This is a genomic window from Halomonas sp. WWR20, from assembly GCF_054602495.1.
The window spans coordinates 89,879-106,608 of record NZ_JBTRHR010000009.1; the positions used below are offsets into that span (position 1 = coordinate 89,879).

11 protein-coding genes are annotated in these 16,730 nt (G+C 61.4%); 3 read left to right on the plus strand and 8 right to left on the minus strand.

The window, feature by feature from the left end; genetic code table 11:
* Nucleotides 1-379: 379 nt before the first annotated feature.
* Genes nirD through ACW4DH_RS16060 form a run of 3 tightly spaced genes read right to left on the minus strand, consistent with a single transcriptional unit; the run spans nucleotide 380 to nucleotide 4,613 of the window.
* On the minus strand, nucleotides 380-778 hold the full coding sequence (nirD, locus tag ACW4DH_RS16050; RefSeq protein ID WP_459637414.1) for a nitrite reductase small subunit NirD: 399 nt from the start codon (nucleotides 776-778) through the stop codon (nucleotides 380-382).
* Entirely contained in the window at nucleotides 775-3,330 is a 2,556-nt protein-coding gene (nirB, locus tag ACW4DH_RS16055) for a nitrite reductase large subunit NirB (RefSeq protein WP_459637415.1), read from the minus strand. The genes nirD and nirB overlap by 4 nt, the downstream gene beginning before the upstream one ends.
* Nucleotides 3,327-4,613 (minus strand): NAD(P)/FAD-dependent oxidoreductase, encoded by a 1,287-nt coding sequence (locus tag ACW4DH_RS16060; protein ID WP_459637416.1) that lies wholly within the window; start codon nucleotides 4,611-4,613, stop codon nucleotides 3,327-3,329. Before ACW4DH_RS16060 ends, nirB begins: the two co-directional genes overlap by 4 nt.
* A gap of 658 nt (nucleotides 4,614-5,271) precedes the next feature.
* Here ACW4DH_RS16060 and ACW4DH_RS16065 point away from each other — a divergent pair.
* Together ACW4DH_RS16065 and cobA are read left to right on the plus strand one after the other, a co-directional pair.
* Complete coding sequence (locus tag ACW4DH_RS16065) at nucleotides 5,272-7,977, plus strand: nitrate reductase (RefSeq protein ID WP_459637417.1); 2,706 nt, start codon at nucleotides 5,272-5,274, stop codon at nucleotides 7,975-7,977.
* 55 nt (nucleotides 7,978-8,032) lie between these two features.
* On the plus strand, nucleotides 8,033-8,842 hold the full coding sequence (gene cobA / locus ACW4DH_RS16070) for a uroporphyrinogen-III C-methyltransferase (protein ID WP_459637445.1): 810 nt from the start codon (nucleotides 8,033-8,035) through the stop codon (nucleotides 8,840-8,842).
* Between the two features lie 245 nt (nucleotides 8,843-9,087).
* On the opposite strand, the gene ACW4DH_RS16075 is transcribed toward cobA, so the two are convergent.
* Entirely contained in the window at nucleotides 9,088-10,752 is a 1,665-nt protein-coding gene (locus ACW4DH_RS16075) for a methyl-accepting chemotaxis protein (RefSeq protein WP_459637418.1), read from the minus strand.
* A 266-nt stretch (nucleotides 10,753-11,018) separates the two neighbouring features.
* A complete protein-coding gene (locus tag ACW4DH_RS16080; RefSeq protein WP_459637419.1) occupies nucleotides 11,019-12,047 on the minus strand; it encodes a serine hydrolase domain-containing protein in 1,029 nt (342 codons plus the stop codon).
* A 145-nt stretch (nucleotides 12,048-12,192) separates the two neighbouring features.
* On the opposite strand from ACW4DH_RS16080, the gene ACW4DH_RS16085 reads away from it, so the two are divergent.
* On the plus strand, nucleotides 12,193-12,534 hold the full coding sequence (locus ACW4DH_RS16085) for a zinc ribbon domain-containing protein YjdM (protein ID WP_459637420.1): 342 nt from the start codon (nucleotides 12,193-12,195) through the stop codon (nucleotides 12,532-12,534).
* A 233-nt stretch (nucleotides 12,535-12,767) separates the two neighbouring features.
* On the opposite strand, the gene ACW4DH_RS16090 is transcribed toward ACW4DH_RS16085, so the two are convergent.
* The 3 genes from ACW4DH_RS16090 to ACW4DH_RS16100 form a co-directional block, all read right to left on the minus strand.
* Nucleotides 12,768-13,226 carry a general glycosylation pathway protein gene (locus ACW4DH_RS16090; protein ID WP_459637421.1) on the minus strand — a complete coding sequence of 153 codons (459 nt, stop codon included), beginning with the start codon at nucleotides 13,224-13,226 and terminating at the stop codon, nucleotides 12,768-12,770.
* 596 nt (nucleotides 13,227-13,822) lie between these two features.
* Nucleotides 13,823-15,547, minus strand: a complete 1,725-nt coding sequence (locus tag ACW4DH_RS16095) for an HD domain-containing phosphohydrolase (RefSeq protein WP_459637422.1) — start codon at nucleotides 15,545-15,547, stop codon at nucleotides 13,823-13,825.
* 303 nt (nucleotides 15,548-15,850) lie between these two features.
* Nucleotides 15,851-16,615 carry an SDR family oxidoreductase gene (locus tag ACW4DH_RS16100; protein ID WP_459637423.1) on the minus strand — a complete coding sequence of 255 codons (765 nt, stop codon included), beginning with the start codon at nucleotides 16,613-16,615 and terminating at the stop codon, nucleotides 15,851-15,853.
* Between the last annotated feature and the right edge of the window lie 115 nt (nucleotides 16,616-16,730).

Here is a 16,730-nt window from a genome sequence, read left to right on the forward strand (position 1 = left end):
GCTTCGAGCCGAGGCAGCTCTTGTTCCTCAATGCGATGATTTACGCCCTGGGCTCTCGGGAACCTTGGGACGTGGGGCGGTTAGTGATCATCCCAAGCGTGATGCCGTGCAGGCGGTCGTCCGCCTCTCCAGCACCTGAGGAGACGGTGCTGTCGATAGCTTTCGAAAGACCGCGCCGGCGTGCCGCGCGAGCCGGGATGAGGTAGGCAGGACATTCGGTGAAATATCAAGTGAGCGGTACGCTTCGAAACGCAACCGTGGGGCGCATGGGGCACGGCAAGTGACGCGAGCTTCCTGACTGCCAGATGCCGGCGAAATGCGTAGCCGATGGTGAGGGAGGGGCCGTGCCCGGATAGCGGATCCGGGCACGGAAGTGATATCAGCGTGAGGTGCCGATCAATACCTGGTCTTCCTCGATGCGCACCTTCCAGGTGCGCAATTTCACCGACTCGTCCTCCAGACAGACGCCGTCGCTCAGGCGGTAGTGCTGCTTATAGAGCGGCGAGGCCACCATCGCTTCGCCACCCTTGTCACCGACGATGCCACGGCCAATGACATTGGCATTGGCGATGGGATCGTGATTATCAACGGCGAATAATTGCGCATCATCCCGGTTGGGGCCGGCGGGAAGGTAGAACAGCGCGATCTGAGCGTCCTGCCACCAGGCGACGACGCCGGAGTCTTCCACCAGATCACGAGTCTGGCATAGCGGATGCCACTGCAGATCGTCCTGCCGGGTGGCCTGCGTTTTCACTTCGGCTTGGGCAACAATGCTCATGAATGGGTCTCCATAGCCAGATGGTCGGCGTTGATTTCACGTACCGGGATCTCGCCGGGACGCGCCGGGCGGGGCTGTTGGCGTTCATCGACGACTCGAATGTCCGGGTCGGGGCGCTGGTCGTTGACGAAGGTGCGAAAGCGCTTGAGCTTCTCGGGATCCTTCAACGCGTTGGCCCATTCGCATTCGTACTGGTCGACGACGTGCTGCATCTGCGCCTCGAGTTCGGCACCCAGGCCGAGACTGTCGTCGATGATCACCTCCTGGAGGTAGTCGAGTCCGCCCTCGAGGCTCTCGCGCCATACCGAGGTGCGCTGAAGCTTGTCGGCGGTGCGGATGTAGAACATCAGGAAGCGGTCGATGTACCGGATCAGCGTCTCGTCGTCGAGGTCGGTGGCGAACAGCTCGGCATGGCGCGGGCGCATGCCGCCGTTGCCACAGACGTAGAGATTCCAGCCCTTGTCGGTGGCGATCACGCCGACGTCCTTGCTCTGCGCCTCGGCGCATTCGCGGGTGCAGCCGGAAACGGCGAACTTGAGCTTGTGCGGCGAACGCAGGCCCTTGTAGCGATCCTCGATGTGCAGTGCCATGGCCACGCTGTCCTGCACGCCGTAGCGGCACCAGGTGCTGCCGACGCAGGATTTCACGGTGCGTGTCGACTTGCCGTAGGCGTGGCCGGTCTCGAAGCCGGCCTCGATCAGCTCGGCCCAGATGTCGGGCAGGTCATGGAGCTGGGCGCCGAACAGGTCGATGCGCTGGCCGCCGGTGATCTTGGTGTAGAGGTTGTACTTCTTGGCCACGGCGCCGATCGCGATCAGCTTGTCCGGGGTGATCTCGCCGCCCGGAATGCGCGGCACCACGGAGTAGGTGCCGTTCTTCTGCATGTTGGCCATGAAGGTGTCGTTGGTGTCCTGCAGCGGCACGTTCGAGGCGTCGGTGATCGGCTTGTTCCAGCACGAGGCGAGGATCGAGCCCACCGCCGGCTTGCAGATCTCGCAGCCGATGCCGCCGTTGCCGTGCTTCTCCATCAGCGCGTTGTAGCTCTGGATGTTCTCTACGCGCACCAGGGAGTAAAGTTCCTGGCGGGTATGGCTGAAGTGCTCGCAGAGCGACTTGTCGACCTCCACGCCGCGGGCTTCGAGTTCATGTTCGAAGACGCTCTTGAGCAGCGCCGCGCAACCGCCGCAGCCGGTGCTGGCTTTTGTCTCGGCCTTGATCGCGCCGAGGTCGGTGGCGCCGGCATCGATGGCGCTGCAGATCATGCCCTTGGTGACATTGTGGCACGAGCAGATCGAGGCCGTGTCGGGCAGTGCGTCGGCACCCAGCGTCGGCACGCCTTCGCTGCTGGGGAGAATCAGCGAGGCGGGGTCCTTGGGCAGTTCCAGTCCGTTGCTGTAGTACTGCATCAGGGTGTCGTAGACACTGTTGTCACCCACCAGCATGGCGCCGAGCAGCTTCTTGCCGTCGCTGGAGACCACCAGCTTGCGGTACTCCTGCTTGATCTGATCCAGATAGCGGAACATGCGCGCGCCGGGGTTGCGGTCGCCATGGGCGTCGCCGATGGCCCCGACATCCACACCCAGCAGCTTCAGCTTGGTGCTCATGTCGGCCCCCTTGAAGGTGAGCTCGCCCTCGGTCAGCGTGTCGACGGCGGCCTTGGCCATCTGATAGCCGGGACCTACCAGGCCGAAGATGCTATTGCTCCATAGCGCCACTTCGCCGATGGCCAGAATGCTCGGATCGCTGGTCCGGCAGTTGTCGTCGACCACTACGCCGCCACGTTCGCCGATCTCGAGCCCACAGTCCCGAGCCAGGTTGTCGCGGGGACGGATGCCTGCGGAGAACACGATCAGGTCGGTTTCCAGCACCTTCTCGTCCTGGAAGACCATACGGTGATAGCTGGCCTGGCCGTCCTCGATGTGCTGAGTGGCCCGGCCGGTCAACACCTGAACGCCCAGGTTCTCGATCTTCTCGCGCAGCAGTTCGCCGCCTTCGGTGTCGACCTGCATGGGCATCAGACGCGGGGCGAACTCCACCACGGCGGTATCCAGATTCAGGCCGCGCAGGGCGTTGGCGGCCTCCAGCCCCAACAGGCCGCCACCGACGACCACGCCGGTATTGGCCGTTTCGGCCGCTGCGCGAATCGCATCGAGATCGTCCAGGGTGCGGTAGACGAAACAGTTGGGGCGATCGTTGCCCGGAATCGGTGGCACGAACGGATAGGAACCGGTGGCCAGTACCAGAGCGTCGTAGGGGTAGCGGCCCTGTTCGGTCACGACCTGGTGGCTGTCACGGTCGACACGTGTCACTTCTTCGCCCAGGCGCAAGGTGATACCGCTGCCTTGATAGAGCCCCGGCTCACACATTGCCAATGCCTGGGCATCGCGACCGGTGAAGTATTCGGAAAGGTGCACGCGGTCATAGGCCGGGTGGTGCTCATCGCCGAAGACCAGAATATCGAAACGCTCGGTGGCGTTACGTTCGATCAGCTGTTCGACCAGATGATGGCCGACCATACCGTTGCCGATGATGATGAGACGTTGCTTGTTCATGCAGCTTCCTCCTGAGGCAATGTATTCGGATTGCCAAGTAGGGGCTTGGCGTCGCTGGCGCCGAACAGCAGGGCCTGACGGCAGGCGTCGAGGTCACGTCCGGCAAGGGATTGGGAGAAATACCAGGGGCCGGCGGCGGTATCGCCATACAGCACGGCGCCTTCGAGTCGATTGTTGCGCAGCAGCAGACGGCGATAGTCGCCGTGCTGCGGGTCGTGATAGGTCAGCACCTCGTGCTCGGGAGAGGGCTCGATGGGACCGAAGGCGTAGAGCGACAGGCCGCTGATCTTGAGCTTGGTGGCGGTGGGCGCTTCGCGGTAGCCTTCGCACGTCTCGCCGCAGAGCCTGGCGGCGAGCACGTCCACCTGGCGCCAGATCGGTTCCACCAGGCCATAGGTGCTGCCGTCGTATTCGCAGCACTCGCCCAGCGCGGAAATGGTCGGGTCGGAGGTGGTCAGCCAGGCATCGACGACGATGGCGCGATCGGTGGCCAGCCCGGCGATGCGGCCCAGCTCGGCATTGGGGATGATGCCGGCCGCCACGACGACGCAGTCGGCGTCCAGACACCGGCCGTCCTCCAGGCGCACCCCGGTGACAAGGCCCTGACCCTGGCCCTCGAAGCCGGCGAGGCGCGCGCCGGTCAGCACCTGCAGCCCCCGGGCTTCGAGCTCCGCCTGCAGCAGGCCCGCGGCGGTGGGGTCGAGCTGACGATTCATCAGGTGCGCGGAACGCTGCACTACGCTGACCGCCATGCCACGCTTGCGCAGGCCTTCGGCGGCTTCCAGCCCCAGCAGACCGCCACCGATCACCACGGCCCTGCGGCCGGACAGAACGGTGGCATCGGCCAGGTTGGCGGCGTCCTGCAGGTCGCGGAAGCCATGAATGCCGGCCAGCCGGGTGCCGGGGACATCCGGCATGGCCGGGCGCGAGCCGGTGGCGATCACCGTATGGTCATACGCGACACGGCGTCCGGTGTCGGTGATGGCACAACGTGCGTCACGCTCGAGCGTGGTGACCCGCTCGCCGAGAATCAGCTCGACGCCCTGCGCGGCATACCAGTCGGCGTCACGCAGGTCGAGTGCCTCTCGGGTCACTTCGCCCGCCAGCAGCGGCGAAAGCAGGATGCGGTTATAGGCCATACTCGGCTCGTCGCCGACCACCGTGATCCGTCCCGGGCGGTCGTCACGGGCAAGCAAGGTCTCGACCAGGCGATGCCCGGCCATGCCGTTGCCGATGATCAGCAGGTGATCCTGGGCCGAGAGTGGTGCGGCGGGCTGGGTCATCGTGCGCTACCTCCCCAATGGATTCTTGAAACGAAAAATGGCGCCTGACAGCGGAAGCGTCCTTGCGGACCTTCGGCCATCAGGCGCCATTGCCTGTGTTCAGTACTGCAGCTATCTATTGGTGGCTGGCAATGCCAGCGGGACACTTGGCGCTTGCGCCAGGATCGTCATTGATCGGTCCTGTCCTCTATTAAGCTAAAAGCGTGCCAGAATTTATTTGTCTTTTATTTTCATATGGATGAGATAGAGGTTTTTGAGAAGGTCGGAAGAGAGAAGCGGCCCGGAACGGGCTCAGCCCCCGGAGCATGTCACTTGGCTGTGCAGCCAAGACGCTTTTTGCGTTCGGATGGTGCAATTTCCATTCACAAGGCGCTTTCAGGCACTTCAACTGAAACATACAAGCCATTAACTCCCCTTGTTTTAGACTTTTTGTACAAGTTGGCATTGCCCTTGCTTGTTAGATAGGCATTAACTCGCTAACGCCGTCTCAGAGAGGCAATGAGATGGCTGCGCCAACGGCGGCGCCCAGGCGAGTACCCAATTCAGCAACGCGTTCGACAGGCAAAGAGGCCTGACCCTGCAATCGCCGGGGTCAGGCCTCCTTGCGTTTCGGCAAGCCATCAGCATCAAGCTGGACAAGCCAGCCAAGGGGGTCAGAATGCAAGGCGCTACCACCTGCCCATATTGCGGAGTCGGCTGCGGTGTCATCGCCACTTATGAAGATGGCGTGATCACCGCAGTGGAGGGCGACGCCCGGCATCCGGCCAACCATGGTCGCCTGTGCGTCAAGGGTTCCGCCCTCCATGAGACGCTCGGCGAGCATGGACGGCTGGTGCATCCGCGCGTCGACGGCCAAGAGGTCAGCTGGGAGCGCGCGCTCGACAGCGTCGCCGAGCGCCTTGCCGCCACACGCGAAACGCATGGCAATGGCGCCGTGGCCGCTTATCTTTCGGGACAACTGCTGACCGAGGATTACTACGCTGCCAACAAGCTGTTCAAAGGCTTTCTGGGCACGCCGCATCTGGATACCAACTCACGGCTGTGCATGGCCTCGGCGGTCGCCGGCTACAAGCGCGCCTTCGGGGCCGACGCCGTGCCCTGCAACTACGAGGACCTCGAAGTCGCCGAGCTGGTGGTGCTGGTGGGATCGAATCTGGCCTGGAATCATCCGGTGCTCTATCAACGCCTGCGCGCTGCCAAGAAGCTCAACCCGCTGATGCGCGTGGTGGTGATCGACCCACGTGTCACCGACACCTGCGAGATCGCCGATCTCTATCTGGGGCTGCGTCCGGGCAGCGACGCGCGCCTGTTCACCGGATTGCTGGCGTGGATGGCCGATAAGGGCAAGCTGGATCGGGTCTATCTCGACGCCCACACCGAGGGGCTGAAGGACACCCTGGCCGCGGCCCGCGAGGACGACAACCGTCTGGAGTCGATAGCCGCCGACTGCGATGTGGACCCCGAGCGTCTGGAGACCTTCTATTACTGGTTTGCCACCCAACTGCACGTGGTCACGCTCTACTCCCAGGGCGTCAACCAGTCGACCAGTGGCACCGACAAGTCCAATGCCATCATCAATTGCCACCTGGCGGGCGGCAAGATCGGCATTCCCGGCGGCGGGCCGTTCTCCATCACCGGCCAGCCCAACGCCATGGGCGGGCGCGAAGTGGGCGGACTGGCCAACCAGCTCGCCGCACACATGGATTATCATACGCCCGGCGCTCGGGATCTCGTCACGCGCTTCTGGGGCGCGCCCCATCTGCCCGAGGGGCCGGGGCACAAGGCGATCGAGCTGTTCGAGGCCATCGAGCGCGGCGAGATTCAGGCGCTGTGGATCATGGCCACCAACCCGGCGGTCAGTCTGCCCGATGCCAACCGGGTGCGCCGGGCTCTGGCCAAGTGTCCGTTGGTGATCGTCTCCGACTGCGTGACCGACAACGACACCCTGGCGTATGCCGACATCATCCTGCCGGCCTCGTCGTGGTCCGAGAAGGACGGCACGGTGACCAATTCCGAGCGGCGCATCTCTCGCCAGCGCGGCTTGCTGCCACCGCCCGGTGAGGCGCGCCACGACTGGTGGATCATCAGCCAGGTCGCGAGGCGCCTGGGCTATGGCGACGCCTTCGATTACCGGCACCCCGGCGAGATCTTCGACGAGCACGCGCGGCTGTCGGGCTTCGAGAACCCTGTCGATAAAAGCGCCGCCGGTGCGCGTCTGTTCGACATCTCCGGACTCACCGGGCTCGACCGCGCTGCCTACGATGCCCTGACGCCGATCCAGTGGCCGGTCAACGCCGCCGCGCCCCGGGGTACCGCGCGGCTGTTCGAGGATGGCCACTTCATGACGCCCACTGGCCGTGCGCGGCTGTTGCCGGTACGGTCGCGCGAGCCGAAGCAGACATTGAGCGAGGCACGGCCGCTGCGCCTGAATACCGGGCGTATTCGCGACCAGTGGCACACCATGACCCGCACCGCCCGGGCGGCGCGGTTGATGAATCACCGTACCGAACCGTTCATCGACATCCATCCTCAGGACGCCGAGCGCTATGGCCTGCGTGACGCAGCCTTGGCCCGGCTGCGCGGCGAAAACGGCGAGTTCCGCGCCCGCGTGCGGATCTCCACCGCTCAGCGGCTCGGTGAGGTCTTCGTGCCCATGCATTGGAACGATCAATTCAGCGGCCATGCCCGCATGGGCAGCCTGTTGGCGGCGAACCTCGACCCCGTCTCCGGCCAGCCCGAATCCAAGCATGGCGCGGTGGCCATCGCACCGCTGCAGACGCAGTGGGAGGCCAGCCTGCTGGTGAGCCATGACATTGAAGCGGCCGGGCACTGGCGCGACGACACCGCCTACTGGACCCGCATTCCCTTCGCCCATGGCGAGCGCTGGCAGATGGCCGGTGAGCGCACCCGCGACTGGCTGGCCTGGTGCCGCGACACTCTACCCGGCGAGCTCGGTCCCTGGTGCCAGGACGCCGCTACTGGCCGGCTACGTGCCGCCGGCTTGATCGACGGCAAATTGGCGTGGTGGCTGATGGTCGGACCACCCAGCGACCTGCCGGGGCTCAACTGGCTCAACGAACGTTTCGGCCAGACATCGCTGAGCGACAGCGAACGCCGTCGCCTGCTGGCGGGCTGCGCCGCCGGTGAGGCCGATACCGGCCCGGTGGTGTGCAGTTGCCATCAGGTGGGACGCCAATCCATCGTCGCGGCGATTCGCGCCGGCGATACCAGCGTCGAAGCGTTGGGCGCCCGCCTGGCCTGCGGCACGCAATGCGGCTCGTGCATTCCCGAACTGAAATCACTGATCGAAGAGGAAACCGCCCATGATCGCACTATTGAAGCAGTGGAAACCGAAACTGCCTGATCTGCTGGGCTATCTGTCACGACTGGCCGGCGGCTCGAGAGCCTTTTCCTCGGTCATGGCCGGGCTGAAGGCAACCTCCCGGGATGTCTCCCTGCCGACCCGGGGCGAGTGCCGGCCGGGCAAGGTCTATCTGGTCGGTGCCGGGCCGGGCAACGCCGATCTACTGACGCTGCGTGCGGCTCGTCTGCTGATGCAGGCCGACGCCATCGTCTACGACCGCCTGGTGGGCGACGACATCCTGGCGCTGATTCCCGCCGGACGCGAGCGTTACTACGTGGGCAAGGCTGCCGGACATCACAGCGTGGCGCAGGCCGAGATCGGCGCGATGCTGGTCAGGCTGGCCGGTGAAGGCAAGTCCGTGGTACGCCTGAAGGGCGGCGACCCCGGCGTGTTCGGGCGCATGGGCGAGGAGCTCGATGCGCTGTTCGCCGCCGGCACTGCCTTCGATATCGTGCCCGGCATTACCGCCGCCTCGGGTGCGGCGGCGGCGATGGGCATGGCTCTGACCGATCGCGCCCACGTCCAGCAGCTGCGTTTCATCACCGCCCAGCAGTGCCGCGAAGGGGGCGCGCCGGATTGGCAGGCGTTGGCCCGCACCGACGAGACGCTGGTATTCTACATGGGCCTGTCCAAGGTCGAGGCGATCTGCGCCGGCTTGCGCGGGGCAGGGCTGCCCGACGGCTGGCCGATGATACTGATCGCCAACGCCAGCCTACCGTCGCAAGAAACGCTGATCGGTACGCTCGCCGACATGCCCGAACGACTCGCCGAGCATCCGCTGCCCTCGCCGTGCCTGATCATGGTCGGCAGTGTGGTGAAGATGGCCGAAGCGGCGCAGAAAAAGAGGGTAGCGCAGGTGGTGTGAACCGTTCTGCTTCGCTTGACTATCGATTGACGCTCGAGACGGGTAGGGCAGGCTCCAGTGGAGGCATTTACCCTAGCACAAGTACCCCTAGCACAAGACAGAAATGGCACTCCCCCCGATGCCGCCCCCCACCGTCACTGAAGCGTTCCAAAACAAGTCGCCCCGCATACGCGGGGCGACATCAAGATTACGCTGTTCGGCCTAGCCCGGCCCTTGCGCGGGCTGTTCAAGCCTATCTGTCCGGCTCAGAACTCAGCCCATTCTTCCCCTTGTACCACTGCTTTCTTGGCTACTGGCAAAGCCGGCTTCTGGACTTTGGGCTGGGGTAATGTCTGCGTCGGAGAGGAATGTGTCGCCCTGGTGGACTCCGCGATCCGGAATGTGGCGATCAGGTTGGCGAGTTGCTGTGCCTGTTCTTCCAGCGATGCAGCCGCAGCGCTGGTTTGCTCGACCAATGAGGCGTTCTGCTGGGTCACGGAGTCCATCTGGGTGATGGCCACATTGATCTGCTCAATGCCGCTGTTCTGTTCACGAGTCGCAGAGGAAATCTCCGACATCAGTTTGGAGACCTGCCGGATGGAAGTTACCGTCGCGCTGATGGTCTCTCCGCTGCGCTCGGCCTGCTGGGCTCCGGTCTCGATCTGGGTCGTCGTGGTCTCGATCAAGGTGCGTATCTGCTTGGCTGATTCAGCGCTCCGGCTAGCCAGGGAGCGGACTTCGCTGGCCACCACGGCAAAACCACGGCCCTGCTCGCCGGCACGTGCAGCCTCAACCGAGGCATTCAGTGCGAGGATGTTGGTCTGGAAAGCGATCGAGTCGATAACCGAGATGATGTCGTTGACCTTGCGAGCGTTTGCGGAAATCTCACGCATCAGGTCCGCGGTCTGCTGCACTTCCTGCCCGCCATTCTCGGCTGCTTGCGAAGCGTGCTTTGCAAGACGATCGGCTTCGAGAGAAGAGTCCGTGCTGTGGCGTACCGTCGAAGTCATCTGTTCCATGCTGGATGCCGTTTCCTGCAACGCAGCAGCTTGCTCTTCGGTACGCGATGACAGGTCCTGACTGCCGGAAGCAATCTCGCTGGCCCCTGTGAAAACGCTATCGCTGCTGCTACGCAATGACCTCACCAGAGCGATCAACTGTTCCTGCATCCCTTTCAGACCGGCATACAACTGGCCGATTTCGTTGGTGCCACGGCTTTCGACCCTCCCGGTCAGGTCACCCTTGGCAATTCTTTCAAAATGGGCAATGGCTTCGTTCAGAGGTCGGATCACGACTCGAATCAGCCCGAATCGCAGCACGATAGCGGCGCCCAGCGACAGCAGCAGTAGCACGATCCCCGACATTTCGACTAACTGGCTGGAGCGATGAGTTTCGGCGATCAGTTCCTGACCGCGCGCCTCTGCATAGTGAATGAAATCATCAACGGTCTTGTCGAGCACGACGGAGCGCTCGGTAATATCGCCCAGCACCATACGGATTTCGAAACGGTCGGGATTTACGAGAAGCGGTTCCATCGTTTCAATGACCAGGGACTGATACGCGGCCTTGATAGCATCCACATAGGGATCGCGATGGCTATCTTCTCCCACGGGGATAGCCTCGAACGAGGCAAAGCGCTCTTTTGCATCCGCCAATGCTTGCTTTGCATCACCCGGCAGCCTTTGGAATTCCGGATCCTCCATGTTCACCATACTCGCAGCGTACTTCTCCAACATGAGTTGGGCACGCAGGATATTGACCTGGGTACGGTTGAGCGTATTGCTCTGCTTGACATTGATTTCAGCCAGCTCGCTGAGCGAATCGCCACTGATGTCGTTCGAGTAGAACCCCAGGCCACTGATAGCGGCACTCAGGGCAACCAGCAGCACGAGCGCTGCCGTCAGGCTGCTTTTGATGGACCAGTTCTTCATTTTCTTCACTTGTCGTCGCTACGGGCCGGGTAGCCGGGAGGGGAAACGGCCCGTAACACCTATCGGCAAGCATGACAAAAATTGTAGAGAAAACGCTGCATTGAAAGGAAAACATAGCGAAATGACCCTTGCCGGGTTCTGCCGGCCAAGCTCAGGATCTGCGTGTAAGGAGGTGCTCGACGAAGTGCCGCCAGGGCATCTGAAAATTGCTTTCGGCAAAAAGCAAAAACCCGCTTTCATGATGGGATTAAAAGGTGGCTTCAGGTTCACGATTCGGTGTCGTCGCCGACGGCCCCGATAAGCGCTCCGATCACGGTTTTGACCCGGTCGAGGTAGCTGCTGCCGTTGGAGGGCGGTGTGGGATCCGAGGTCATGACGATAGTCATGGCACGTTGGGGGATCACGAACAGCAGTTGCCCCCCGTAGCCCCAGCCGTAGTAGACCGGCGTGTCGGCCAGGGTGGTGATGTACCAGCCATAGCCGTAGTCATCCTGGTTGAAAAGAGAGTAGGTGCGCGGCTGCCAGGAACGCTCGATCCACTCGGCGGGCAGCACGCGCTCGCCGGCGTATTCCCCGCCCTGACGATAGAGCTCGCCAAGGCGCAGTAGTGCCCGGGGCGTCAGGCCCATCTCGTTGCCGCCGAAATAGATGCCTTGCGGATCGCGCGTCCAGGGCGGAATGACGATACCCAGCGGCTCGCCCAGCCAGTCGCGCATCAGCGCCAGAGTGCTGCGGCCGCTGGCTTCGGTCAGTGCGGCGGAAAGCAGGTGACTGTTGCCGGTGGAGTACAACATGCGCCCGCCGGGTTCGGCGACGAAAGGGCGCGTCAAGGCGTCGTGGACCCAGTTCGTGCTGGCGACCCAGCCACCGTAATGGGTGCCGGAGGTGCGTTCCAGCCCGGCCTGCATGGAGAGGAGATTGCCGACGGTAATGGCATTGACATGTGGATCGATGTCGTCGGGCACGCGTTCGCCAAGCAGATCGACCACCGGCTGATCGACGCCGGCCACCACCCCACGCTCGATGGCGGCACCGACCAGAGCCGAGATCATCAGCTTGGACAATGACTTGATGCTTGCGGTCTCGTCGGTGGCGTGGCCCCGCCAGCCGCGATCCACCTCGACTTTACCCTCGACGGCGACCAGCAGGGTATGGGTACGCGGCAGCGCGCCGGCGCGCTGGACGGCGGTGGCCAGCGCGCTATGATCCAGCGCCATCGAGGCCATCGGTATCAGGCCGAGAAGCAGTGCGGCGACGATGACATGACGCCGGGGACGGGCGGTGGCTATCGACATGCGAACCTCGCTGACGTCGGGGTTGACATCAGGATAGCGCAGTAGCTAATCGGTACAGCATCGGTACGCGACGCTTTGCCGCTGGGCTTCGTGGCTTCCCATCGGTAGACTTCGCGCTTCCTTTTCACCAGGACGCCGAGTTCCCATGAGCCAGTTGCCCCCTTGCCCGCAGTGCGCCAGCGAATACACTTACGAAGACATGGCCATGTACGTCTGTCCCGAATGCGCGCATGAATGGCCGCAGCAGGCAGCGGGAGAGGCCGCCAGCGACGAGCGCGTCATCACCGACGCCAACGGTAATCCGCTGCAGGACGGCGACACCGTCAGCGTGATCAAGGACCTCAAGATCAAGGGCTCCTCGCAGGTGGTGAAGGTCGGCACCAAGGTCAAGAGCATCCGTCTCGTTGACGGCGACCACGACATCGACTGCAAGATTGATGGTGTCGGCGCGATGAAGCTCAAGTCGGAGTTCGTGAAGAAGGTTTGAGGGATGCCTTTGCCGGGCCGAGAGGTATAAGGCCCGGTTAGGTGATGTTGCTGGCTGTCTTTTATACGAGACAGCTTACGGCCAGAAGCGGACGTTCAGATAGCACCTATATAGTGCCCAGATTAAACCGCCGCTTTAGCGGTCAGCTTGTGGCACATCGAACGCACTTGGCGGGCCTTCTGCTGAATCAGGCAACCCACAAGGAAAGACGAATAGCCGATTTGCGTTCTCACTTATTTGTCATCATCACGAGTCAACCTCTGATATACACCAAGGCCGACTACCACCAAGATAGCTGAAATCAACAAGAAAGTGGGGTAGATCAGCGTAGTAATATCTTCTGTCCCCGACTTGAATACGAAGACCAGGGCTTCCAGACTTATAGCAATGGCAATTATGACAAAAAACTTTAATAAAGCCTCTCTCTGTTTTGCGGGCGACTTTGTAGCGCTGCTGCTAAAAACCTCCTCTTCCAAAAAGAATTTGGATACATCAAAGACAGCCATTCCAATCACGATCAAGCCGATGGCATTAAGAAGGGCCGCGATAAGCAATGTTCTTTCGTGTACCGAGAGCCATATGTCCCACAGGGCAACGCCCATCATTGTGAGGCTGATAATGCCCAGGCTCAAGCTGATGAGCGCATAAATAGCACGCCCTATCAAATTAGAAGTCTTTCTCGCCTTATTCATCTTTTCTCCGACCATCCGGTTGGCTTTCTGGCATATATTACTGCTAACAGGTATTCGACAGCACACTCTGGTATTGGATGAGTACGCTCGCGTTCAATAACGTTATGCTGCACGCCGTCTCCTACCTAATTCACGAAAAACCGTAATATTAAGTACAGCTCGAGAGTATAATACCAGTCATAGTGCATGCGGCATAACGAACCGGGGGACTTGCTGTCTTTGTCGAGAAGGCCGCTTTGGATCGGCTGGCGACCGTTAGAGGGCTCAAACATACGCCAGGCATGGACTGGGCCACCCTTTTCTATCCATCCATGGAGATCCATGCCATGAGCGCCTCAATACCTGCGACCCGTGAACCTTGGAATAAGAATAAGCTGGTCGGGTAAAAAGCTCCGCTTTGCCTCAAAGATATTTGAGCCATTCGTGTTCGGCGGCAGCTTGCCGGGAAGACGCGAGACCTAGCGCTATTCAACCTGGCCATAGATAGCAAGCTGGGGGCTTGTGATCTTGTCACTATACGTGTCCGTGATATTGCTCAAGGGGAGCGTGTATCGCCAAGAGCCATTGTCATGCAGCAGAATAAAGCCTTTTCGTACCTAAAACGGCACGAGCTGATACTGCTCTGGTCTGACCAAGCTCTCCAACTGCCCCAGTTGGTCGAAGTCGGCGCGGGTCAGAATGTTATTGATGGCGAGTTCGCTTCGCGAAGTGTTGCGCACGACGCGCACGCGCGTCGGTTGGCCGCCGTCGTCGAGTTCCATCACCCAGGCGAGATAGCCACGCGAGAATTTGACCAGGCTGCCGATCGGGTAGAAACCGTGGCGTTGCACATAGCGGGTTACCCACCACTTGTCGAATCGCTCGGGGCGGTTATACAGATAACGGTAGGCTTCGATAGCGGTCTTGGCGGGACGGTCGCCACGCGGACGCATCATGGCATCGATGACATCGATTACTGCCGCCATGCGCGCGACCGGCGACAGCGCCTCTCCAAGGCGAGTCATGGGGTAGCCCGAACCGTCGAGACGCTCGTTGATACAGCCGATGATGTCGTGGCGAACCCTGTTATCGAGCCAATCCGCTTGCTGTAGATGCTCGAGGAGGACTTCGACGTGCCGACGTAACAGGTTGCGTTGACGTTCGTTCAGCTGGCCTTCCAGCGAGTTCAGCTCCTGGCTCAGCAGCATCGCCTTGCCCATGTCGTGCAACAGGGCGGCGACCACCGCATCTCTCGCCTGAGGGGCGTGCTTGGGTTCGGCGAGCATCAGGTCGCCCAGTTTTCCGGCGACATTGACGGAGTGCTGTATCCATTGCGGTTCGTCGCCCAGGCAGGCGAGCGCGTAGAGGAATTGTTGCCGTTGCCGCTCCAGCAAGTGAAGTAGCGTGTCGGCACATTCGTACAGGGCTTCACCCGATACCGGCTGCTGGGTCTGAATTGCCAGCAGGGCAATATGCAACTGGCGGGCAACTTCACGAACGGCCCGAACCATGGGCGTACTCTCGGCCAGGCTGCGTTGGCCATGCCCTTGGCGCTGTCGCTCACGCTGGCTCGAGCGAAACAGCGGGGAGGGGCGGGCCATGCGTCCTCCATAGCCGCTGCGATAGGCCGCTTCATGCTCGGCTTCGGTGACGTAATGGATCAGGCGGTTTTTCTGCTCCGAGGAGAGGTTGAAAAATGCGATGCCCACCGCTGCATAGTGTGAACGTCCCGCCGGTTTGATGTGACGAATGATACCCGCGGCGGCGAAGCGTTCCCCATTGGGGAATTCGAAGCGCACGGTGGGCAGTGGCTCTCCGATGTGAAAGAAAGGCACCTTGCTTAAGGGAATCTCCATCAGGCAGCCGCCGGAGGAGAGGTTGCGCAGTTTTCCGGCCAAGGGAGGTTGGTTGGGCAATACCGTGGCGTGTGCCTTGGCATACATTCCCTGAACGAACGGTATGCGCACGCTGCGGCGTTTGGATGTCGTGTAAAGCGTACGCGGCAACCTGCACTGAATTTCCAGGCAGTCTCCGTTCCGGGTGACTTCCAACGTCTCCAGCGCTTCGAAATGCAGCGTATCCGCTACGCTCTCGGCGCGTAGCACCAGGTTGCTTTCGGCAATCTCCGGTTCGCTGAGACTCTGAGCATCCACCAGCGACAACGTCATCCTGCGGCGCTCGGGGTCGACCTGCGATAGCGTCACCGGAAAGGCGGTGGCCGAGTGATCGAGTGTGACCGTCAAGGCATGAGTCTCGTTGCCCAGGCCATCCACGACATCGGCAATATGCGCTTCGTCGGTAATCTCGACCTGGAGAGGGCGTTCTTCTTGTTCAAGTTCCATGGCTTCGTCCGTGCATTCACTGGCCATCGATACGCATGCATATCGATGGCATCCCGATGAAGATATTGTCACGCCGTGGTTGATCTAATGCCGTCAAGGCCGAGAAATGGCGACGATTGCCGTGCCATCCTTGCCTTGGGGGCATAAGCGCCTTCTATCATCATGCCATAATGTTACAGAGAACGGTGAGCCCGCTCGGTTAGGCTTTGGTCAGGGAATTTCAGCCATTAGATCCCATACAAGGAAGGAACGCCCTTGGGGCGGTCCTTTGAGGCATGCCGTGTGGCTGTGGGGCAAGCCGTATCAAAGTACGGCCAGCATGCCGCCGTCGACATAAATGATCTGCCCATTGACGTAATTCGAGGCCGGGGAGGCCAAGTAGATCACAGTGCTCACCAGATCTTCCGGTGTGCCCCAGCGGCGTGATGGGGTGCGTCCGATGATCCAGGCATTGAAGTCAGGGTCGTCCATCAGCGGCTGGGTCATTTCCGTGGCCATATACCCTGGGCCGATGGCATTCGACTGGATGTTATGCTCGGCCCATTCCGAGGCCATGGATTGTGTCAGCAGGCGTATTCCACCCTTGGCGGCGGTATAGGCGCCTACCGTAGGTCTGGCGACGGAACTCATCAGCGATCCGATGTTGATGATCTTGCCGCCCTGGCCACGCTCGATCATTTGGCGGGCCACGTTGCGCCCGATCAGAAAGGCACTGGTGAGGTTGGTGTTGATCACCGTATCCCATTGTTCACGTTCAAGTTCTACCAGAGGTCGACGAAGCTGCATGCCTGCATTGTTAACCAGAATATCGATTGCCACCCCGGCATCGCTCAGTTTGCCAAGTGCTTCGGTTATGGCGGTTTCGTCGGTGATGTCGAACCTCGTGGTAAGCACGTCACAGCCCTCATCGACGAGCGTTGCGCGGGCAGCTTCGAGCTTGTCATGGTTACGGCCATGTAGAATCACGCGTGCTTCCACCTGAGCGAGGCCTCGGGCCATTGCCAGGCCCAGCCCCCCGGAAGAACCCGTAATCAGTGCCGTCCGGCCTGATAGATCGAACAGGGTCATCGTGCGACTCCCTTGGTTGATGTTAACGAATCGTTGCTTCTGTTCTTGTGGCTTGGCGCTGTTAATAAACTAGAAAACTCGATCCTGGTTTACTTGCTTGATGATAGCGATACCC